At 70.0% G+C, this 19,043-nt stretch carries 17 protein-coding genes and 1 tRNA gene; 6 read left to right on the top strand and 12 right to left on the bottom strand.

All coding sequences use genetic code 11. The annotated features are described in order from the left end of the window. Positions 1-8: 8 nt before the first annotated feature. Positions 9-359: a WhiB family transcriptional regulator gene (locus B082_RS0107195; protein ID WP_018551136.1), complete on the bottom strand. Its 351-nt coding sequence runs from the start codon at positions 357-359 to the stop codon at positions 9-11. Between the two features lie 386 nt (positions 360-745). On the opposite strand from B082_RS0107195, the gene B082_RS0107190 reads away from it, so the two are divergent. Beyond that, positions 746-3,001 (top strand): transglycosylase domain-containing protein, encoded by a 2,256-nt coding sequence (locus tag B082_RS0107190; RefSeq protein ID WP_018551135.1) that lies wholly within the window; start codon positions 746-748, stop codon positions 2,999-3,001. A gap of 360 nt (positions 3,002-3,361) precedes the next feature. Here B082_RS0107190 and B082_RS0107185 read toward each other — a convergent pair whose 3' ends face one another. Further along, positions 3,362-3,826 (bottom strand): GatB/YqeY domain-containing protein, encoded by a 465-nt coding sequence (locus B082_RS0107185; protein ID WP_018551134.1) that lies wholly within the window; start codon positions 3,824-3,826, stop codon positions 3,362-3,364. Between the two features lie 79 nt (positions 3,827-3,905). On the opposite strand from B082_RS0107185, the gene B082_RS0107180 reads away from it, so the two are divergent. Further along, on the top strand, positions 3,906-4,847 hold the full coding sequence (locus B082_RS0107180; RefSeq protein ID WP_018551133.1) for a metallophosphoesterase: 942 nt from the start codon (positions 3,906-3,908) through the stop codon (positions 4,845-4,847). Between the two features lie 96 nt (positions 4,848-4,943). Continuing rightward, positions 4,944-5,017, top strand: a tRNA-Pro gene (locus B082_RS0107175). A gap of 129 nt (positions 5,018-5,146) precedes the next feature. Here the strand turns inward: B082_RS0107175 and B082_RS39770 are convergent. The 3 genes from B082_RS39770 to B082_RS0107155 form a co-directional block, all read right to left on the bottom strand. Continuing rightward, entirely contained in the window at positions 5,147-5,545 is a 399-nt protein-coding gene (locus B082_RS39770; RefSeq protein ID WP_234018123.1) for a hypothetical protein, read from the bottom strand. Between the two features lie 197 nt (positions 5,546-5,742). Further along, the gene (locus B082_RS39765; protein ID WP_234018122.1) at positions 5,743-6,456 is read right to left on the bottom strand and encodes a hypothetical protein; all 714 of its coding nucleotides are present in this window, start codon (positions 6,454-6,456) and stop codon (positions 5,743-5,745) included. A 207-nt stretch (positions 6,457-6,663) separates the two neighbouring features. Then, a complete protein-coding gene (locus B082_RS0107155; RefSeq protein WP_026249516.1) occupies positions 6,664-7,338 on the bottom strand; it encodes an ABC transporter ATP-binding protein in 675 nt (224 codons plus the stop codon). 468 nt (positions 7,339-7,806) lie between these two features. Between B082_RS0107155 and B082_RS0107150 the strand changes: the two genes are divergently transcribed. Further along, complete coding sequence (locus tag B082_RS0107150; RefSeq protein ID WP_018551128.1) at positions 7,807-8,613, top strand: SGNH/GDSL hydrolase family protein; 807 nt, start codon at positions 7,807-7,809, stop codon at positions 8,611-8,613. A 72-nt stretch (positions 8,614-8,685) separates the two neighbouring features. On the opposite strand, the gene B082_RS0107145 is transcribed toward B082_RS0107150, so the two are convergent. After that, entirely contained in the window at positions 8,686-9,528 is an 843-nt protein-coding gene (locus B082_RS0107145; protein WP_026249515.1) for a class I SAM-dependent methyltransferase, read from the bottom strand. Between the two features lie 69 nt (positions 9,529-9,597). Here B082_RS0107145 and B082_RS0107140 point away from each other — a divergent pair, with 69 nt between their 5' ends. Further along, on the top strand, positions 9,598-11,529 hold the full coding sequence (locus B082_RS0107140; RefSeq protein WP_234018121.1) for a prolyl oligopeptidase family serine peptidase: 1,932 nt from the start codon (positions 9,598-9,600) through the stop codon (positions 11,527-11,529). A gap of 79 nt (positions 11,530-11,608) precedes the next feature. Further along, positions 11,609-12,562: an SURF1 family protein gene (locus B082_RS0107135; protein ID WP_018551125.1), complete on the top strand. Its 954-nt coding sequence runs from the start codon at positions 11,609-11,611 to the stop codon at positions 12,560-12,562. A gap of 187 nt (positions 12,563-12,749) precedes the next feature. On the opposite strand, the gene B082_RS0107130 is transcribed toward B082_RS0107135, so the two are convergent. The 6 genes from B082_RS0107130 to recR all read right to left on the bottom strand — a co-directional run bounded on the left by B082_RS0107130 (position 12,750) and on the right by recR (position 18,977). Then, positions 12,750-13,964 carry a hypothetical protein gene (locus tag B082_RS0107130; RefSeq protein ID WP_018551124.1) on the bottom strand — a complete coding sequence of 405 codons (1,215 nt, stop codon included), beginning with the start codon at positions 13,962-13,964 and terminating at the stop codon, positions 12,750-12,752. Positions 13,965-14,110: 146 nt separating this feature from the next. After that, entirely contained in the window at positions 14,111-14,686 is a 576-nt protein-coding gene (locus B082_RS0107125) for a SigE family RNA polymerase sigma factor (RefSeq protein WP_026249514.1), read from the bottom strand. Positions 14,687-15,069: 383 nt separating this feature from the next. Beyond that, positions 15,070-16,134: an aspartate-semialdehyde dehydrogenase gene (locus B082_RS0107120; RefSeq protein ID WP_018551122.1), complete on the bottom strand. Its 1,065-nt coding sequence runs from the start codon at positions 16,132-16,134 to the stop codon at positions 15,070-15,072. Then, positions 16,131-17,402 carry an aspartate kinase gene (locus B082_RS0107115; protein ID WP_018551121.1) on the bottom strand — a complete coding sequence of 424 codons (1,272 nt, stop codon included), beginning with the start codon at positions 17,400-17,402 and terminating at the stop codon, positions 16,131-16,133. Before B082_RS0107115 ends, B082_RS0107120 begins: the two co-directional genes overlap by 4 nt. 223 nt (positions 17,403-17,625) lie before the next feature. Next, positions 17,626-18,285, bottom strand: a complete 660-nt coding sequence (locus B082_RS0107110; protein ID WP_018551120.1) for a DUF5063 domain-containing protein — start codon at positions 18,283-18,285, stop codon at positions 17,626-17,628. A 92-nt stretch (positions 18,286-18,377) separates the two neighbouring features. Beyond that, entirely contained in the window at positions 18,378-18,977 is a 600-nt protein-coding gene (gene recR, locus B082_RS0107105) for a recombination mediator RecR (protein WP_018551119.1), read from the bottom strand. Between the last annotated feature and the right edge of the window lie 66 nt (positions 18,978-19,043).

Raw genomic sequence — 19,043 nt, 5'->3', positions numbered from 1 at the left:
CCGCCGGTCTACCCCACGGCGGCGAACGTCTCGTGCAGCTCGTCGTCCTCCAGCCCGATCGCCACAGGCAGGATGCCCGTGGACCGCTCGTACTCACTGCGGGCGGTCTCCAGCAGTCGGCGCCAGGACGTCACGGTCGGACGCCTGCGCAGCAATGCGCGGCGCTCCCGCTCGGTCATCCCGCCCCACACGCCGAACTCGACGCGATTGTCCAGCGCGTCGGCCAGGCACTCGGTCCGCACCGGGCATCCGGTGCACACCGCCTTGGCCCTGTTCTGCGCTGCCCCTTGTACGAACAGTTCATCCGGATCAGTAGTGCGGCAGGCTGCCTGCGCACTCCAGTCGGTTACCCAGCCCATCCCGGCGCCGTCCTCTCCCGAATCGAGGCTCCCCCACGGCGGCAGCGGCATATTCACCGCTGCCAGTTGAGGACGTTACGGAAGGTGGCGACAGCACAACACCCCCTTCGGGCCCAATCTTGAATGGCCCGAACGGACTATGCGTATGCGGCAGATCACCCAGGGGAGTGAGGTGAGGACATGCGCGACTATCCCGTCAGAATCGGGACAGTTCACCAGAACCACAACGGACGTTCGGTGACACACGAGGCGAATTCGGGAGCGCCGGAGCGTGTGGCCGGATCGTGCACGGGGGTTGATACGGAACTGGACTGCTGTGACAGTTGGGAGCAGCTTAGGCCAAGGCATATACGTGTGTCCGGCGAATGAGAACGTAGGCTGCCCCCATGCCAAAGAAGCGCTCGGGCGGGGGTCTCACGACGACCCAGCAGGCCGCCAAGTTCCTCGGTGTCGCCGCACTCTCGGGAGTCGTTCTGGCGGGCATCGCGCTGCCGGCTGCCGGAGCACTGGGTCTCGCCGCCAAGGGGACGGTCGACGGGTTCGACGAGATCCCGGCCAACCTGAAGACTCCACCGCTGAGCCAGCGCACCAAGATCCTGGACAACAAGGGCGGTCTGATCGCCACGGTCTACTCGCGCGACCGCACAGTGGTGCCGCTGACAAGCATCTCCCCGTACATGCAGAACGCGATCGTCGCGATCGAGGACGCCCGCTTCTACGAGCACGGCGCGGTCGACCTCAAGGGCATCCTGCGCGCGATGAACAGCAACGTACAGGCGGGCGGGACCGCGCAGGGCGCGTCGACCCTCACCCAGCAGTACGTGAAGAACGTCTTCGTCGAGGAGGCGGGCGACGACCCCGCCAAGGTCGCCGAGGCCACCCAGCAGACGCTGGGCCGCAAGGTCCAGGAGCTGAAGTACGCGATCCAGGTCGAGGAAGAGCTCGGCAAGAGGAAGATCCTGGAGAACTACCTCAACATCACCTTCTTCGGGCAGCAGGCGTACGGCGTCGAGGCGGCCTCCCAGCGCTACTTCTCCAAGTCCGCGAAGGACCTGAAGCTGGAGGAGGCGGCACTGCTCGCCGGGATCGTGCAGTCGCCCAGCCGCTACGACCCCATCAACGACACGGAGGAAGCGACCAAGCGCCGCAACACCGTGCTCCAGCGGATGGCGGACGTCAAGAAGATCTCGCAGGAGCAGGCCGACAAGGCCAAGGACACCCCCATCAAGCTGAAGGTCAAGCGCCCGCAGAACGGCTGCATCACCGCCGTGAACGGTGCCGGTTTCTTCTGCGACTACGTGCGCCAGATCGTCACGAGCGACCCGGCCTTCGGCAAGACCGCGAAGGACCGCGCCAAGCTCTGGGCGACCGGCGGACTGACCATCAAGACCACCCTGGACCCCAGGTCGCAGGCCGCGTCCAACGAGGCGGCCACCTCCCGGGTCAACAACGACGACAAGGTCGCGGCCGCGCTCGTCCAGGTCCAGCCCGGCACCGGGCAGATCCTGGCGATGGCCCAGTCCCGGCCGTACGGTCTCGACGCGTCCAAGCACCAGACCGTGCTGAACCTCTCCGTCGACCACAAGATGGGCGGCAGCTACGCCGGCTTCCAGGTCGGGTCGACCTTCAAGCCGATCACCGCGGCGGCGGCGCTGGAGAAGGGCATCAGCCCGGCCCAGAGCTTCGACACTCCCTCCTCGATAACGCTGCCCGCCGACGCCTTCCGCACCTGTGAGGGCGGCCCCGCGGACGACAAGCCGTGGGACGTGGAGAACGAGACCGAGTCGGAGAAGGGCATGTTCGACATGACCAGCGCGCTGGGCAAGTCGATCAACACCTACTTCGCCAAGCTCGAGCAGAAGGCCGGCCTCTGCGAGACGCTCGCGATGGCCAAGAAGGTCGGCTACGACCGCGGCGACAACAAGCAGCTGCTCCAGATCCCCACCACCACCCTCGGCAGCCAGGAGTCGACACCGCTGGCCATGGCCTCGGTGTACGCGACCTTCGCCAACCGCGGCACGTACTGCACGCCGGTCGCCCTCCTCTCGGTGACCAAGCCGGACGGCAAGCCGATCGACGTACCGAAGACGAGCTGCAACCGGGCCATGAGCGAGCACACGGCCGACACGATCAACCAGATGCTCAAGGGCGTCGTCGAGGACGGCACCGGTACACAGGCCGGCCTGGACGACCGGGACAACGCGGGCAAGACCGGTACCACCGACGAGCGCAAGAACGTCTGGTTCGTCGGCTACACGCCGAACCTGTCCACAGCGGTGTGGGTCGGCAGCGACGGCGCCAAGCAGATCCCGATGAGCAACATCACCATCGGCGGCCAGTACTACGAGGACGTCTGCGGCGGCTGCCTCCCCGGCCCGATATGGCGTACGGCGATGACCGGCTCCCTGACCTCCGCCGAGACCCCGTCCTTCAACCACGTCGATGTACCGCGGGCGAAGCAGAAGGAAGAGAAGGACAAGGACAAGAACAAGGACCCGGGCAAGAAGCCCGGCGACGACAACAAGCCCGGTGACGACAACAACCCGTTCCCCGGCATCAGCATCCCGCCGGGTGTGATCGGCGGGAACGACGGCCACGGTCACGGCCGCGGCCAGAACGACGGCGGCACGAACGGCCCGTGAGCCGCCGCGCACAGCGATACGGCGCCTGAGCCGAAGGTGCGATACGAGGAGGGGCGCCCCCGGATTGTCCGGGGGCGCCCCTCCTCGTATCGCATCTGCCTATACGTCTACGTCTACGTCCACATCTGACGCCTGTCCGTGCGACGGATGCGTCCGATGCTTACCCGTGCGGCGCGGATGCGTCGGATGCTTACCCGTGCGGCGCGGATCCGTCCGGTTGCTTACCCGTGCGGCGCGGATCCGTCCGGTTGCTTACCCGTGCGGCGCGGATCCGTCCGACGGATACCCGGGCTACGCGGCTCCGACCGGCGCGTACGTCCCACGCCTGCTCATCCCCGCGGGTGGGCCTTGGGGGCGGACTCAGCCTGCGAGGAGCTTCTTCACCGCGGCGGCCACCCGGCCACCGTCGGCGCGGCCCGCGACCTTCGGATTGACGATCTTCATGACGGCGCCCATCGCACGCGGCCCCTCGGCCCCGGCGGCCTTGGCCTCGTCGACGGCGGACGCCACGATCGCGGCCAGCTCCTCGTCGCTCAGCTGCTGCGGGAGATAGGTGTCGAGCAGTTCGCCCTCCTTCTTCTCCCGCTCGGCCTGCTCGGTCCGGCCGCCCTTGGCGAAGGCCTCGGCCGCCTCGCGGCGCTTCTTGGCCTCCTTGGCGATCACCTTCTGAACCTCGTCGTCGGAGAGTTCGCGGGCGGCCTTGCCGCCGACCTCTTCCTTGGTGATCGCGGTGAGGGTCAGCCGGAGCGTGGACGAGGTCAGCTCGTCACGCGCCTTCATGGCCGTGGTGAGGTCTTCCTTGAGCTTGGACTTGAGCGTGGTCATGGGGTGATTGTGGCAGGTGTGGGGCGCCCTGCGCCCGCCTGTTTTCCTGCGTGCCCGCCTCGTCTGCGACGATGGGCGCATGCGCGCACGCTACGGAGTACCCCTGAAAATCACGGCGGTCACCGCCGCGGCCGGCGCCGCCGGTCTCGCCTACGCTGCAGGCTTCGAAGTCCGCTCGTTCCGCCTGCGCAGGGTGACGGTCCCGGTGCTCCCGCAAGGGGCCCGCCCGCTGCGCGTCCTTCAGATCTCCGACGTGCACATGGTCAGCGGCCAGCGCAAGAAGCGCGCCTGGCTCCAGTCGCTGGCCGGGCTGCGCCCGGACTTCGTCGTGAACACCGGCGACAACCTCTCGGACCCCGAGGCCGTGCCGGAGCTGCTGGACGCGCTCGGCCCGCTGATGGAGTTCCCGGGTGTGTACGTGTTCGGCTCCAACGACTACTACGGCCCCAAGCTCCGCAACCCGGTCCGCTACCTCTTCGAGAAGGCGTCGGGCAAGCACGGCCTCAACGGGAACGCCCCGGCGGTCGGCGTCGTCCACAACCCGTGGGAGCCGATGCGCGACGGCTTCGACGAGGCGGGCTGGCTGAACCTGTCCAACACCCGCGGCCGCCTCAAGCTCGACGGCCTGGAGCTCGCCTTCACCGGCCTGGACGACCCCCACATCAAGCGCGACCGGTACGCCGAGGTCTCGGGCGGCCCCGAAACGGACGCCGACCTCTCGATCGGCGTCGTCCACGCCCCCTACCTGCGCTCCCTCGACGCCTTCACCACGGACGGTTACCCCCTGATCCTGGCCGGTCACACCCACGGCGGCCAGGTCTGCATCCCCTTCTACGGCGCCCTGGTCACCAACTGCGACCTGGACACGGACCGCGTCAAGGGCCTCTCCACCCACTACGCCCACGGCAACCGCGCCTACCTCCACGTCTCGGCCGGCTGCGGCACCAGCCGCTACGCCCCGGTCCGGCTCGCCTGCCCCCCGGAAGCGACGCTCCTGACACTGACGCCCCGGGACGCGTGACCCACACCTCCCCACCCGATCCCGACAAAAACCGGATTTCGTCTCCGGGCGCCGGTGGGCTAAAGTAATCGATGTCGCCGGGAGACCGGTGGCGATCGGGGTGTAGCGCAGCTTGGCAGCGCGCTTCGTTCGGGACGAAGAGGTCGTGGGTTCAAATCCCGCCACCCCGACAGCCGTAAGACCAGGTCAGGGGCCTGATCCGAGAAATCGGATCAGGCCCCTGAGTGGTTTCCGGGTGCATTCCAGGAACGGTCGCAGCCTTTGGAAGCCGCGTGTGCGACCCCGGCCGCGCCGCCCTGTCAGTCGCGTCGGATGTGTTCGAGGTCGACGTGGCGGCGGGCGAGGGGAAGTGAGGCCAGGGTGGCGGTGAGCAGGATTCCGGTGGTGCAGATCACGAGGATGGGGAGGCCGTCGCCATCCCAGTGGACGGCGCCGCCTCCGGTGATCAGGTAGCTGGATTCGGCGAGGCGTCCGGCGACCAGGGCGCCGACGAGGCCGACAGTGAGCGGGAGCAGGACCTGAATGCACTGGGCCGCGCGGACCGTCAGGGGCCGGGCGCCGAGGAGGTTGAGCATCGCGAGTCGGCCTCGGCGTTCCATGGCGCGGTCGGCGGCGGACACGGCGAAGGCGGCGACGCGGCCGAGGACCATTCCGGTGCCGAGCTCGACATCAGGAGGAACCGGCGCTGCGGACCTCATGCCGGGCGGGTGTGCGGACGGCGGGATACGGACGTCCGCGCCGATGAGGGCAGAGGGCTGGCGGGCCCGGATCACACCCGAGTCCTGGCAGGAGCAGGAGCATGCCGTACTTTTTCGGGGGCACGGGCTGCGCGCCTCGACGCACCTGCAGCGGGCGGAGGCAGCCTCGCGGGCACGGCTGCGTCCGACCAGCCAGGTCAGGAGCGGGTAAGCGAGTAGGCAGCAGGCGAGGACGGCAGCAGTGGGCCGCCCGTCGGGCGGATACCGCTGGAGACCGGGCAGTCCGATCCGAGCCAGCGCTTCGTTGGCCAGCGCATACACGGCGACGCCGAGCACCGCTCCGATGACGGCAGCGGCCACCGTCTCCACGGCGTTGACCCGCAGGGTTCCTTCACGCCGAGTCCCAGCAGCCGCAGCGCGGCCAGTCTGCGCGCCCTGGCCTCGGCCGAGAGCCGGGCGCACACGGACAGGAAGACGGCCAGCAAGACGGCCAGCGGCAGCAGCGCCACGCAGGTCAGGGTGAATCGCAGGATGTCGAGGGTGGAGGAGTCGACGGCGGGCGCTGGTGTCCAGGCGGAGCCGAAGCCGCCCAGCGGACGTGCGGAGTACGGAAGTTGACCCGGCGAACGCCCGATGTAGGAGTACAGCTCGTGGGGGCCTGTGAGACCGTCGGGCCCGATCGTTCCGGTGAGCCGGCCGGGAACGAGGCCGGCGAGGCCGGGTCGCTCGGTGAGGGCTTCGCGCAATCTCGGGGAGACGAGCACCTCGCCGGGCTCCGGCAGATGATCGATGCCGGGCGGGAGAGGCGAGGGACGGCCCGCCGGGTGGCCGAGGAAGACCCCGGGTGAACGGCTGTGCGCCGTAGGGGGCCTGGCGAATCGGGAAGACAGTGTCCTCGGTCGATCGGGCATGCAGAACCCCACTCACCGGCTGTGGTTCGCGTGCTGCCGCGCGGTTGTCGTGGGCCGAAAGGATGGCGGGGGTGGTGAGAACCGCAGCCAGGCAGGTGACGCCCAGCGCGCAGCCGAGAGACGTCAGGAGGAAGCGCGCCTTCCCCGCACGGCCGGTGCCCCGCAGAAGTCGCAGTCCGATCAGGAACGCGATCCCGAAGCGCGAGCTCACACGGCTGCCCGCCCGGCCAGGGACCCGTCGGCCATCATGTACTGGCTGTCCGCGCGGGCGGCCACCGAGGCATCGTGCCTCACCATGACCACGGCAGTGCCCTGGGACCGCGCGGGAGTCAGGAACTCTTCCAGTACGGCCTCGGCGTTCGCGCTGTCCAGGGCGCCTGTCGGCTCGTCCGCAAAGGTGTCGTCCGGCCGGTGGACGAGAGCTCTTGCCACCACGACTCGTTGACTCTGGCCCCCGGAGATCTGCGACGTTCTGCGCTGTCGAAGATCGGCGAGGCCCAACCGGCCCAGGACCTCGCCGGCCACCTCAAGCGCCTTCGTCTTGCGTCGGCCGGCCAGTCGGAGCGGCAGAGCCGCGTTCTCCTCCACGGTCAGCTCCGGCAGCAGCTCTCCGTACTGGAGGACGAAGCCGAACCGTTCTCTGCGTACCGTGCTGAGTTCGTCGTCATCGAGGCTGTGCGGCGGCACTCCGTCCAAGAGGATTTCGCCGCGGGTCGGCGCCAGGACGCCGGCCAAGCAGTAGAGCAGCGAGGAAATCCCCGAACCGCTACTGCCGGTGATCGCGCAGACCTCACCGGCGCCGAGCGTGAAGTCCACTCCGCACAGGGCCCTTTGCGAGCCGTAGAACAGCTCCACGTCTGCCGCGCGAAGGATGGCGTGCATGGTGAACCGCACCTCTCTGTCTCTGGAGGCCGTTGTTGCCGTCGCTCCTCGTATCGGCTCGCCCGCACGCTTCCACCGGGCGAGCACCCCAGCCAGTCGTCACTGAGAGTAGTCACTAGTCGTCGATTGATCCACGAAAGTGTTCTCGCTTCCCCCTATCTGATGAACCAAGAGAAATCGGCGCCCCGGCCTCTCGGTGTGCCGCCCCTTCAGGGCGAGGCAAGGCCGTCCAGCCCCTGCCACCCGACCCCGCCCCCCTGCGAAGCGATGACCAGACCGTCGTAAAACCTTCGGTTCAGGGGGAGTTGTGGGTTTATCTACGCGCGGAGCTACGAGTGGTCAGCGATCATTCGGGCAATTCCGGCGGCTTCTCGCAAGGCTATTACCGACTGGTACCGGGAGCTGCTAGAACAGGGGACGCTCGATCAACCCCCCACCCACCCCCCACACTTCGGAGGGCTGACAGCTATGTCAGTACGGAGATTCTGGGCGTCCGCATCCACTCTGCTCCTCGCCGCCGCTGCCGCTCTGGGCGTGGCTCAGCCGGCGTCGGCTTCCTCATCGGCCGCCGCCGGCGGGTACGTCGCTCTGGGCGACTCGTACTCGTCCGGTGTCGGCGCGGGAAGCTACATTTCCGACAGCGGTGACTGCAAGCGCAGCACCAAGGCCTACCCCTACCTCTGGGCCGCTGCGAACTCGCCTTCCTCGTTCACCTTCGCCGCCTGTTCGGGCGCCACCACGAGCACCGTGGCCAGTGGCCAGCTCGGGGCGCTGAGCTCGTCCACCTCGCTGGTGAGCGTCACCGCGGGCGGCAATGACGTCGGGTTCGCCAATGTCATGCAGGACTGCGTACTGTCCGGCGAGTCCGCCTGCCTCGCGGCCGTGGACGCTGCCGTCGCGAAGGTGAACAACACTCTGCCGTCCGGGCTGAGTTCGCTGTACGCGTCCATCCACTCCAAGGCGCCGCAGGCCCACGTCGTGGTGCTGGGCTACCCGCGCTTCTACAAGATCGGCGGAAGCTGCATCGCCGGGCTCTCCGACAAGGAGCGCGCGGCCATCAACAACGCCTCGGACGTGCTGAACGGCGTCATCGCCAAGCAGGCCGCGAACGCCGGGTTCACCTTCTCCGGGGTCGCGGACGAGTTCACCGGGCACGAGCTGTGCTCCGGCGACCCGTGGCTGCACAGCGTCTCGATCCCCGTCAGCGACTCGTACCACCCCAAGCCCGAAGGACAGTCGGGCGGCTATCTGCCCGCGTTCCGCTCCGCGGCGTAAGGCGGGAAGAGGCAGCAGAAGCAGAGGCGCGGCGGCGTTCCGGTTTCCTTCCGGGGCGCCGCCGCGCCTCTGTCATGCCGGGCGCGTCGCCTTGAGCGAGTACATGAGGGGGATGCGGGGGCGGTCCTGCGGGTAGCGGTAGAAGTCGTCCGAACCACGTTTCAGTACGGGGAAACGAGCGAAGAGCGACGCGTCGTGCTCGTGGAGGAACTCGATCCGCAGGCCCGCCGCGGCCAGCGCTGACACCACACTGCCCACCGGGTGCTGCCACTCGACGCTGCGGTTGTGGACGGTCGCCGCGTCGAAGTCCGCGTACGTACCCGGTGTCTCGTCCACCCATGCCTCGCGGCTGAAGTAGTCGTGCACGATCCGCGAACCCGTCTCGTCGTCGAGGCAGTCCGTGAGCGGATGGAACTCCGCCAGGTAGAGGAAGCCGCCGGGCGCGACGAGCGAGGCCGCTGTCTCGGCCCAGCGGTCGATGTCCGGCAGCCAGTTCAGCGCGCCGACGCCCGTGTACACGATGTCGTACGAGGAGTCCGGGACCGCCTGGGCCGCGTCGTACACGTCGGCGGCGACGAAGGCCGCGCGCTCGGGACCGAGTCCCAGGTCCGCGGCGAGGGAGCGGGCGGTCTCGACGGCCGGTTCCGAGAAGTCCAGGCCGACGACCTGGGCGGCGCCGTGCCGGGCCCAGGACAGCGTGTCGAGGCCGATGTGGCACTGGAGGTGCAGCAGTGTCCTGCCCGTCACCTCTCCGACCTCGGCCACTTCGAAGGGCCTGAGGGCGTCCTTGCCCGCGCGGAAGGAATCGAGGTCGTAGAAGTCACTGCCTGCGTGGATGGGCACACGCTCATCCCACATCCTGCGGTTGGCCTCGCGCCAGTCGGGAGGTACGGGAGGTATCGGAGCAGTGGACATCCCGCGAGGTTATCCACAGGCTGCGGACGAGGCGAACGGATTGTCGGCCGTCCGACGCAGAATGGGGACATGACTGAGGCCACTGATTCGTCGACGACCGCATCCGTCCCGCTGTGGGAGCAGCGTTTCCGGGCTCCCCGGGTATCGCTCCCCGAGTGGGCCGAGGACGCGCCGGACCGCGCGTTGTTCGTCTCCAACGCGACGGGGACCTATGAGCTGTACACGTGGGACCGGGCGACCGGGGAGCAGCGCCAGGTGACCGACCGGCCGAACGGGACGACGGACGGGACGCTGACGCCGGACGGCGAGGCCGTGTGGTGGTTCAACGACACCGACGGGGACGAGTTCGGGGTGTGGATGCGCCGGCCGTTCCGCGGCGGTGTGGACGTGAAGGTCGAGCCCGCCGCGCCCGGCCTCGAAGCGTCCTACCCGGCCGGTCTCGCGATCGGCCACGACAACACGGCGGTGATCGGCCGTTCGACGGACGAGGACGGCACGACGGTCCATGTCGTACGGCCCGGCGCGGCCCCGGTGGAGATCTACCGCCACCGCGAGTCGGCCGGAGTCGGTGACCTGTCGCACGACGGGACGCTGATCGCCCTGGAGCACACGGAGCACGGGGACGCCATGCACTCCGCGCTGCGCGTGGTGCGGCCGGACGGTACGACGGTCGCGGAGCTGGACGACACCGAGGGCGGTACGAAGGAGCTGGGTCTCGCGGTCCTCGGCTTCGCGCCGGTCGACGGGGACACCCGGCTGCTGGTCGGGCACCAGCGGCGTGGGCGCTGGGAGCCGATGATCTGGGACCCGGTGGCGGGCACGGAGACGGACCTCGCCATCGACCTGCCGGGCGATGTGGGTGCCGAGTGGTATCCGGACGGCTCCGCGCTGCTGATCGAGCACGGCTTCGAGGCCCGCAGCGAGCTGTGGCGGTACGAGCCTGCCGCGGCCGGCGGGGCGCTGGTGCGGGTGGAGACGCCCACCGGGACGGTTTCGGGCGCCACCGCCCGGCCGGACGGGTCGGTGGAGTATCTGTGGTCGTCGGCGGCCGAGCCGCCCGTCGTCCGCTCCACGACCGGTGCGGTGGTGCTCGACCCGCCGGGGGCCAAGGCACCGGCCTCGGTGCCGGTCGAGGACGTGTGGGTGGACGGTCCCGGCGGCCGGATCCACGCGCTCGTCCAGCGCCCCGCGGCCCCGGCCGAGGGGCCGTTCCCCACGGTCTTCGAGATTCACGGCGGCCCCACCTGGCACGACAGCGACGCCTTCGCGGCCGGGCCGGCCGCCTGGGTGGACCACGGGTACGCGGTCGTCCGGGTCAACTACCGCGGCTCGACCGGCTACGGGCGGGCGTGGACGGACGCGCTGAAGCACCGGGTCGGGCTGATCGAGCTGGAGGACATCGCGGCGGTGCGGGAGTGGGCGGTGAAGTCCGGCCTCGCGGACCCGGCGAAGCTCGTCCTGGCCGGCGGCTCCTGGGGCGGCTATCTCACGCTGCTCGGTCTCGGTACGCAGCCCGGCGACTGGGCCCTCGGGCTGGCGGCGGTCCCCGTCGCGGACTACGTCACGGCGTACCACGACGAGATGGAGGCGCTGAAGGCGATGGACCGCACGCTGCTGGGCGGGACGCCGGAGGAGGTGCCCGAGCGGTTCGAGGCCTCGTCGCCGCTGACGTACGTCGATGCCGTGCGCGCGCCGGTCTACATCTCGGCGGGCGTCAACGACCCGCGCTGCCCGATCCGCCAGGTGGAGAACTACGTGGACCGGCTGAAGGCGCGCGACGCGGTGCACGAGGTCTACCGGTACGACGCGGGGCACGGCTCGCTGGTCGTGGAGGAGCGGATCAAGCAGGTCCGGCTGGAGCTCGACTTCACGCGGCGCCACCTGGCAGGGGTTTCGCCCGCCGGGCCCGGCGGCCCGGTCGCCCCGGCGCAGCCGACGGACCCTGCCGGTCACGAGGACACCGGGGTGCCCGGCCGGGGGGAGCCGGTGGGCGAGGCGTAAGGCGTAAGGCCCGGATAAGGGGCCGCTTTTCGGGAGCCCCCGCTCCGTCCGGCCGGAGCGGGGACCGTACCGTGGAGGGGTGTACCGGTTCCTGCTGACCCCGCGATGGTGGGGGATCAACCTCTTCGTCGTGCTGGCCATCCCGTTCTGCGTGTTCATGGGCACCTGGCAGCTCGGCCGCTTCGAGGACCGCGTGCACACGCACGAGGCTGCCGAGAAGCAGCCCGCGCCGGGCACTCGGGCCGCCAAGCCCCTCGCCGAGCTGCTGCCCGTCGACACGGAGACCTCCGGCCGGCCGGCCACCGCGACCGGCCGGTACGCGGACCGCTTCCTGGTGCCCGGCCGGGAGCTGGACGACCGGCAGGGCTTCTACGTCCTGGACATGCTGCGGACCGACAGCGGCAAGGCCCTGCCGGTGGTGCGCGGCTGGCTGCCGGGGAAGGCGGGCCGGACCCCGGTACCGGCCGCACCGGCCGGCCGGGTCACGGTGACCGGCGACCTCCAGGCCTCGGAGAGCGCGGGGAGCGCCGGGGTCCACGCATCGGGCGGTCTGCCCGACGGACAGGTGGGCATCATCAGCGCGGCGTCGCTGGTCAACCTCGTGCCGTACGACGTGTACGACGCGTGGGTGACGCTCCGGACGAGCGACACCGGAGCCGCGGACACCTCAGGAGCCGCGGACACCTCAGGCACCTCCGGGACCGAGGACGCCTCGGACGCCGCGCACGCCTCCGGGGCCGAGGACACCTCAGGTACCTCCGGGGCCGAGGACGCCTCGGGTGCCTCCGGCGACTCGGCGGGCAGCGCTGCGCAGGCCGGTGCGACCGCTCTGCGTCCCGTACCGGCCACCGCGCCCGAGGGTGGCGGGCTCGATCTGAAGGCGTTCCAGAACCTCGGTTACACCGGTGAGTGGTTCGTCTTCGCCGCGTTCGTCGTCTTCATGTGGTTCCGGCTGCTGCGGCGCGAGGCCGAGGCCGCCAGGGACCTGAAGCTCGGCCTGGTCCCCGACGCGGAGGCCCCTGCGGGGCAGTGAGCCGGGCGTCCCGGGCCGACACGACGGCCGAGCCAGGTCGAGCGGGGCGCGGGGGCCGGTGAGCGGTGGTCCCGTTCCGGACCCGTCGCACCCTCCGCCCCCTGGGCCTGTTCGGCGGATCTTCGCCCGCCGCGACGCCTGGCACGCACTCTCGCCGTACGCCCGGACAGGCCCTGAGCCCCCGCTCCTACGACGAAGGTTCCAGGACGCCGGTCCGGTAGATCGTGCCCGCGCACGCGTTGTCGATCTTGGTCGCGGCGACCGGGGCCCCGGGCTCCGGGGTGTGCTGCACGGAGATGCTGCCCTGCGCGGCTCCCCCGCCCTCGGCGGAGCCGAACTGCGTCTCCGTACCCGCCTCGCTCTCCCCCGTACCGCTGCCCGCGGTGGATCCCGACGTGCCGCCGCCGTTGCCGCTGCCGGCCGCGCCCTCCGTCGGTGTCGGGGTGGGCGAGCTGCCGGTGGACGGGCAGGTGTCCTTGGGGACCCAGGCGAACTGCACCTCGTAGACCATGTCCGGCTTGAGCAGGACGGTGCCCTCCTCGGTCGCCGGGTCGGGGAGGCCGGAGGCCGGGTCGCCCTCGGTGTGCCGGACGACCTCGATCCGGGTCGGGTCGGCCGCGCCCATCGCCTCGAAGCCCACCGTCCCGCTGCTGCTCACCGAGCACACCGTGCTGGACACGTTGGCGATGCGGAAGGCCCCGTACACCTTGCCGTCGGCACCGGCGGCGCCGGTCCGCGCCGACTTGACGCCCAGCTGCCCCGGATCGCACGCGGGCATGGCGTTCTCCGCGCTGACGGCCGGATCGGCGGAGGCACCCGTCGTATCGCCGTCCATGCCCTGGCCGCTGCTGCCGGACGGGCTCACGGTGCTCTGCGGGAGGCCCTGGCCACCGTTGTGCTGCCCGGCGCCGCCGTCGCCACCGCTCCCGTTGCCGGATTCCGCGCCGGGGGCGTCGCCGTTGCCGCCCTGCGCCTGTTCGCCGTGGCCGGCGATGGCAGGGCTCGCGGTGCTGGAACCCTTCGAGCCGGCGACGTGGACGAAGGCGGGAATCGCCGTACCGATGAGCAGCGCGGCGGCCGCCGCGCCGACGAGCGCCTGCCGCCGACGGGCGCGCCTGGCGGGCACCGCGCGGTACAGGCGGTCGAGGCTGCCCTCGCTGGGCTCCAGGCCCTGCACGACGCCGTGCATCATCCGGCGCAGCGCGTCCTCGTCGACGCCGTCGCCCTCGCCGTCACCGAGACCGAACGGGCCGCCGCCCGCGGGGCCGCCGCCGAAGGGGCCACCACCGCCGAAGAGGTCGGCCGGGGTCGCGAAGCGGGCCGTGTCGCCGTCCCCGGCGGTACGCGCGTCCGGTCCCTCGTCGCGGCCCGCGTGCGGGGCTTTCTCCGGCCCGTGGTTCACAGTTCCGTTTCCAGTCCGGTCGGTGGGCAGTCCGCTTCCAGTCCGGTCGGTCGGCAGTCCGCGCGAGGGGCCGCGCCGCGGTCCGCTTCCGCCCCCGGGTCGCAGGTCCTGTTCATGATCCTGGTCGTAGTGGCCGCCGCGCCGGCTCATGCCTGCGCCTCCATCACCACGCGCAGTGCCGCGATGCCGCGGGACCCGTATGCCTTCACCGAGCCCAGGGATATCCCCAGCGTCTCGGCGACCTGAGCCTCGGTCATGTCCGCGAAGTAGCGCAGGACCAGCACCTCGCGCTGGCGCCGCTGCAGACCTCGCATCGCCTTGATCAGCGCGTCCCGCTCCAGCTGGTCGTACGCCCCCTCCTCCGCGCTCGCCATGTCCGGCATGGGTTTGGAGAGCAGCTTCAGCCCGAGGATGCGGCGGCGCAGGGCGGAGCGGGAGAGGTTGACGACGGTCTGGCGCAGATACGCGAGGGTCTTCTCGGGCTCCCGGACCCGGTTGCGTGCCGAGTGCACGCGGATGAACGCCTCCTGCACGACGTCCTCGCAGGACGCCGTGTCGTCCAGGAGCAGGGCCGCGAGGCCGAGCAGTGAACGGTAGTGGGCGCGGTAGGTTTCGGTGAGATGGTCGACGGTGGTTCCGGCTGCCACGCCCTCTTCAGCACCCTCGCGCTGCGACGGCAGCCCCGTCCGACGTGCGGCCGGCATGGGCGCGATCACTGGCATGCCGCCGGTTGCACGAGCCCGTCGGAGCGGTCGCACCGAGGCGCCGCGCAAGGGGCCCACCACTGTGATATCGAGAACCTCTGCCACGCCAGTTGGACACGCTTCCCCCCGTCAGGGTTGTACGCATACGGCACCGCGTTTGAGGCCATGCGATATGCCTTCATACGAACCCGCTCTTCCCCAGATGCCCCGCACATGCGCCCCGCCGCGCAAGAAGTGTCCGCTTAGACGCCTGGCGCCCGACCCGCGGTTGCAACGAACCGAAAGGTCATCGTCGGTCACGGCGACTCCCCAGCTCAAGAGGTTCAGACCAGCGAGTTGCTCACAGGTCGTTCACAGAACGTACAAAACAGGTTCGATCGGAACATGGTGATCGTGTCCGGTCAGGGCCTGGGGAATTCCGCGGCCACCGACTCCGCGATCTGGGCCACGTTGAGCGCCGCGCCCTTGCGGAGGTTGTCGCCGCAGACGAAGAGTTCCAGCCCCCGGGGGTCGTCCAGCGAGCGCCGGACCCGGCCGACCCAGGTCGGGTCGGTCCCCACCACGTCGGAGGGGGTGGGGAAGTCACCGGCACCCGGGCTGTCGTACAGCACCACGCCGGGAGCGGTCGCCAGGATCTCGTGCGCCCGGTCGACCGCCACCTCGTTCTCGAAGCGGGCGTGCACGGACATCGAGTGCGTGGCGACGACCGGTACGTAGACGCAGGTCGCCGACACCCGCAGGCCCGGCAGATCGAGGATCTTGCGGCACTCGTCGCGGATGGCCAGCTCCTCGGACGACCAGCCGTCCCCGGCGTCCGTCCCGGCCCACGGGACGACGTTGAGCGCGACCGGCGCGGCGAACGGGCCGCCGTGCGTGTCGCCGACGACGCGTCGTACGTCGCCCGGCTTCGTACCGAGTTCGGTGCCGGCCACCATCGACAGCTGTTCGCGCAGCGCGGCGACACCGTCGCGTCCGGCGCCGCTGACGGCCTGGTAGGACGAGACGACCAGCTCGCGCAGGCCGAACTCGGCGTGCAGGGCGCCGACCGCGACGATCAGCGCCAGCGTGGTGCAGTTCGGGTTCGCGACGATGCCGCGCGGCCTGATCCGTACCGCGTGCGGATTGATCTCGGGCACGACGAGCGGAACGTCACCGTCCGCCCGGAACGCCGTGGAGTCGTCGATGACGACGGCGCCCTTGGACGCGGCGAGCGGAGCCCAGCGCGCGGAGACATCGGCGGGCACCAGGAAGAGCGCCACGTCGATGCCGTCGAAGACGTCCTCGGTGAGTTCGAGGACCTCGCTCTCCTCACCGCGCACGACCAGCTTGCGGCCGGCCGAGCGCGGTGAGGCGACAAGTCTGACCTCGCCCCAGACGTCCGCGTGCTGCGAGAGGATCTGGAGCATGACGCCACCGATCGCCCCGGTCGCGCCGACGACCGAGAGCGAAGGGCGGCGTGCGGTCATCGGCCGGTGCCCCCGTACACGACTGCCTCGTCGGAGTCGCTGTCGAGACCGAAGGCGGTGTGCACGGCGCGCACGGCCTCGTTGACGTCGTCGGCGCGGGTGACCACCGAGATACGGATCTCGGATGTCGAGATCAGCTCGATGTTCACACCGGCGTCCGAGAGCGCCTCGAAGAAGCCGGCGGTGACGCCGGGGTTGGTCTTCATGCCCGCGCCGACGAGGGAGATCTTGGCGATCTGGTCGTCGTAGCGCAGCGAGTCGAAGCCGATCACGCCGCGGTTGCGCTCCAGGGCGTCGATGGCCTTGCGGCCCTCGGCCTTCGGGAGCGTGAACGAGATGTCCGTCAGACCCGTCGAGGCGGCGGAGACGTTCTGCACCACCATGTCGATGTTGACCTCGGCGTTCGCGATCGTGCGGAAGATCGCGGCGGCCTCACCCGGCTTGTCGGGCACGCCGACGACGGTGATCTTGGCCTCGGAGACGTCATGGGCGACTCCGGAGATGATCGCGTGCTCCACCTTCTGGTCCCCTTGCGGCTCGTTGCTGACCCAGGTGCCGCGCAGTCCGGAGAAGGACGAGCGGACGTGGATCGGAATGTTGTAACGGCGTGCGTACTCGACGCACCGGTGCAGCAGCACCTTGGAACCGGACGCGGCCAGCTCCAGCATGTCCTCGAAGGAGATCCAGTCGATCTTACGGGCCTTCTTCACGACCCGCGGGTCGGCGGTGAAGACGCCGTCCACGTCGGTGTAGATCTCGCAGACCTCGGCGTCCAGCGCGGCGGCGAGCGCGACGGCCGTGGTGTCGGACCCGCCGCGGCCGAGGGTGGTGATGTCCTTCTTGTCGTGGGACACACCCTGGAACCCCGCGACGATCGCGATGTTCCCCTCGTCCAGCGCCGTACGGATACGGCCCGGCGTCACATCGATGATGCGCGCTTTGTTGTGGACCGAGTCGGTGATGACGCCTGCCTGGCTGCCGGTGAACGACTGGGCCTCGTGGCCCAGGTTTTTGATCGCCATGGCCAGCAGCGCCATGGAGATCCGCTCTCCCGCGGTCAGCAGCATGTCGAACTCACGCCCGGCCGGTATCGGGGATACCTGTCCGGCGAGATCGATCAGCTCGTCCGTCGTGTCGCCCATCGCTGACACCACGACAACCACCTGGTTGCCGTTCTTCTTGGCATCGACGATTCGCTTGGCGACCCGCTTGATGCCCTCGGCATCGGCTACGGAGGAGCCTCCGTACTTCTGCACGACAAGGCCCACGTGCGCTCCTCGCTCAGTCCATTACTGCGGTCGGCTCAGTTTAACGAGCAGCCCGGAAAGGCCTCGCTGATACCACATGCTGAGATGTCCCGCTCACCACGTGATCATCGGCGTGTCGCTCCGAACTGCTCGTAACGCGCTGCTGCCCACCGAACCCGTACGCATTCCCGTATGTGGCCCAGCCCACACGCACAGCCCACACGCAGCGACGGGAGCCGCCCCGCTACTTCACCGGCCGCAGGCCCAGCGGACCCGCGATCTCCTCGACCATGACGCGGCCCGCCTCCTCGGCCAGGTCGTCGTCACCGGCGTCCTGGTCGGTGTCCAGGCCGTCCAGCTCCTGGAGGGGCTGGTTGAGGCGGATGTGGGCGATGAGGGACTGGAGGGCGCGCAGCGCGGCGGAGGCGGTCGAGCCCCAGTTGGAGAAGTACGAGAACTGCCACCACCACAGGGCCTCGACGGTGCGGCCCTCCTCGTAGTGGGCCAGACCGTGGCGCAGGTCGGTCACGAGGTCGGCCAGGTCGTCGGAGATGCGGGCGGCGACGGGGGCCTTGCGGGGCTCGTACGGGTCGAAGACCTCGGAGTAGACGTCGATCGGCTCCAGCAGGACCGCGAAACGCTCGCGCAGGCCGTCCGCGTCCGGCTCGGCGCCCAGGTCGGGCTCGTAGCGCTCGTCGGGGACGATGTCCTCGTACGCGCCGAGCCGGCCACCGGCCAGCAGGAGCTGGGAGACCTGGAGGAGCAGGACCGGAACGGCCTCCTCCGGCTCCTCGACCCCGGACACCTCGGTGACCGCGACGATGAACGTCTTGATCTGGTCGGCGATCTGGACCGCGAAGTCGCCGGGGTCGTGCGTGACGGTGTTCAACGTGGCGTCAGACATCGAGGAGACCTCCCGTGTGCACGGTCGGAGACGGTGAGTAGAAGATAACCGCGCTGAACGTAAAACGGCTGTGAGAGGCCGGGGCGGGGGCGTCAGACATCCAGCAGTCGCCTCCCCTCGAAGGCGCGGCCGAGGGTGACCTCGTCCGCGTACTCCAGGTCGCCGCCCACCGGCAGGCCACTGGCCAGCCTGGTGACGCGCAGGCCCATCGGCTTGACCATCCGCGCCAGATACGTCGCGGTGGCCTCGCCCTCCAGGTTGGGGTCGGTCGCCAGGATCAGTTCCGTGATGGAGCCGTCGGCGAGGCGGGCCAGCAGTTCCCGGATGCGCAGATCGTCCGGACCGACGCCCTCGATGGGGCTGATCGCCCCGCCCAGCACGTGGTAGCGGCCCCGGAACTCACGGGTCCGCTCGATCGCGACGACGTCCTTCGGCTCCTCGACCACACAGATGACCGACCGGTCGCGCCGCTGGTCGCGGCAGATGCCGCACTCCTCCTGCTGCGCCACATTGCCGCAGACCGCGCAGAAGCGGACCTTGTCCTTGACCTCCAGGAGGGCGTGGGCGAGGCGCCGCACGTCCGTGGGCTCGGCCTGGAGGATGTGGAAGGCGATCCGCTGCGCGCTCTTGGGACCGACGCCGGGCAGCCTGCCCAGTTCGTCGATGAGGTCCTGAACCACGCCTTCGTACAACGGAAACGCCTTCCTGACTGAGCCGGCCGGGTCGTGCTACGTACCGTAGGGGGTACGTACGGTCTT

Origin of the sequence: Streptomyces sp. ATexAB-D23 (genome assembly GCF_000373645.1) — a bacterium.
Classification (GTDB): Bacteria; Actinomycetota; Actinomycetes; order Streptomycetales; family Streptomycetaceae; genus Streptomyces; species Streptomyces castrisilvae.
The sequence above is the reverse complement of the archived record's forward strand: the minus strand, read 5'-3'. Positions and strand labels throughout refer to the sequence as shown.

Bases quoted from the DNA above. Each gene is read 5' to 3' on its own strand.
- B082_RS0107195 (WP_018551136.1), bottom strand. From the start codon at position 359: ATGGGCTGGGTAACCGACTGGAGTGCGCAGGCAGCCTGCCGCACTACT.
- B082_RS0107190 (WP_018551135.1), top strand. From the start codon at position 746: ATGCCAAAGAAGCGCTCGGGCGGGGGTCTCACGACGACCCAGCAGGCC.
- B082_RS0107185 (WP_018551134.1), bottom strand. From the start codon at position 3,826: ATGACCACGCTCAAGTCCAAGCTCAAGGAAGACCTCACCACGGCCATG.
- B082_RS0107180 (WP_018551133.1), top strand. From the start codon at position 3,906: ATGCGCGCACGCTACGGAGTACCCCTGAAAATCACGGCGGTCACCGCC.
- B082_RS39770 (WP_234018123.1), bottom strand. From the start codon at position 5,545: ATGAGGTCCGCAGCGCCGGTTCCTCCTGATGTCGAGCTCGGCACCGGA.
- B082_RS39765 (WP_234018122.1), bottom strand. From the start codon at position 6,456: ATGCCCGATCGACCGAGGACACTGTCTTCCCGATTCGCCAGGCCCCCT.
- B082_RS0107155 (WP_026249516.1), bottom strand. From the start codon at position 7,338: ATGCACGCCATCCTTCGCGCGGCAGACGTGGAGCTGTTCTACGGCTCG.
- B082_RS0107150 (WP_018551128.1), top strand. From the start codon at position 7,807: ATGTCAGTACGGAGATTCTGGGCGTCCGCATCCACTCTGCTCCTCGCC.
- B082_RS0107145 (WP_026249515.1), bottom strand. From the start codon at position 9,528: ATGTCCACTGCTCCGATACCTCCCGTACCTCCCGACTGGCGCGAGGCC.
- B082_RS0107140 (WP_234018121.1), top strand. From the start codon at position 9,598: ATGACTGAGGCCACTGATTCGTCGACGACCGCATCCGTCCCGCTGTGG.
- B082_RS0107125 (WP_026249514.1), bottom strand. From the start codon at position 14,686: ATGCCAGTGATCGCGCCCATGCCGGCCGCACGTCGGACGGGGCTGCCG.
- B082_RS0107120 (WP_018551122.1), bottom strand. From the start codon at position 16,134: ATGACCGCACGCCGCCCTTCGCTCTCGGTCGTCGGCGCGACCGGGGCG.
- B082_RS0107110 (WP_018551120.1), bottom strand. From the start codon at position 18,285: ATGTCTGACGCCACGTTGAACACCGTCACGCACGACCCCGGCGACTTC.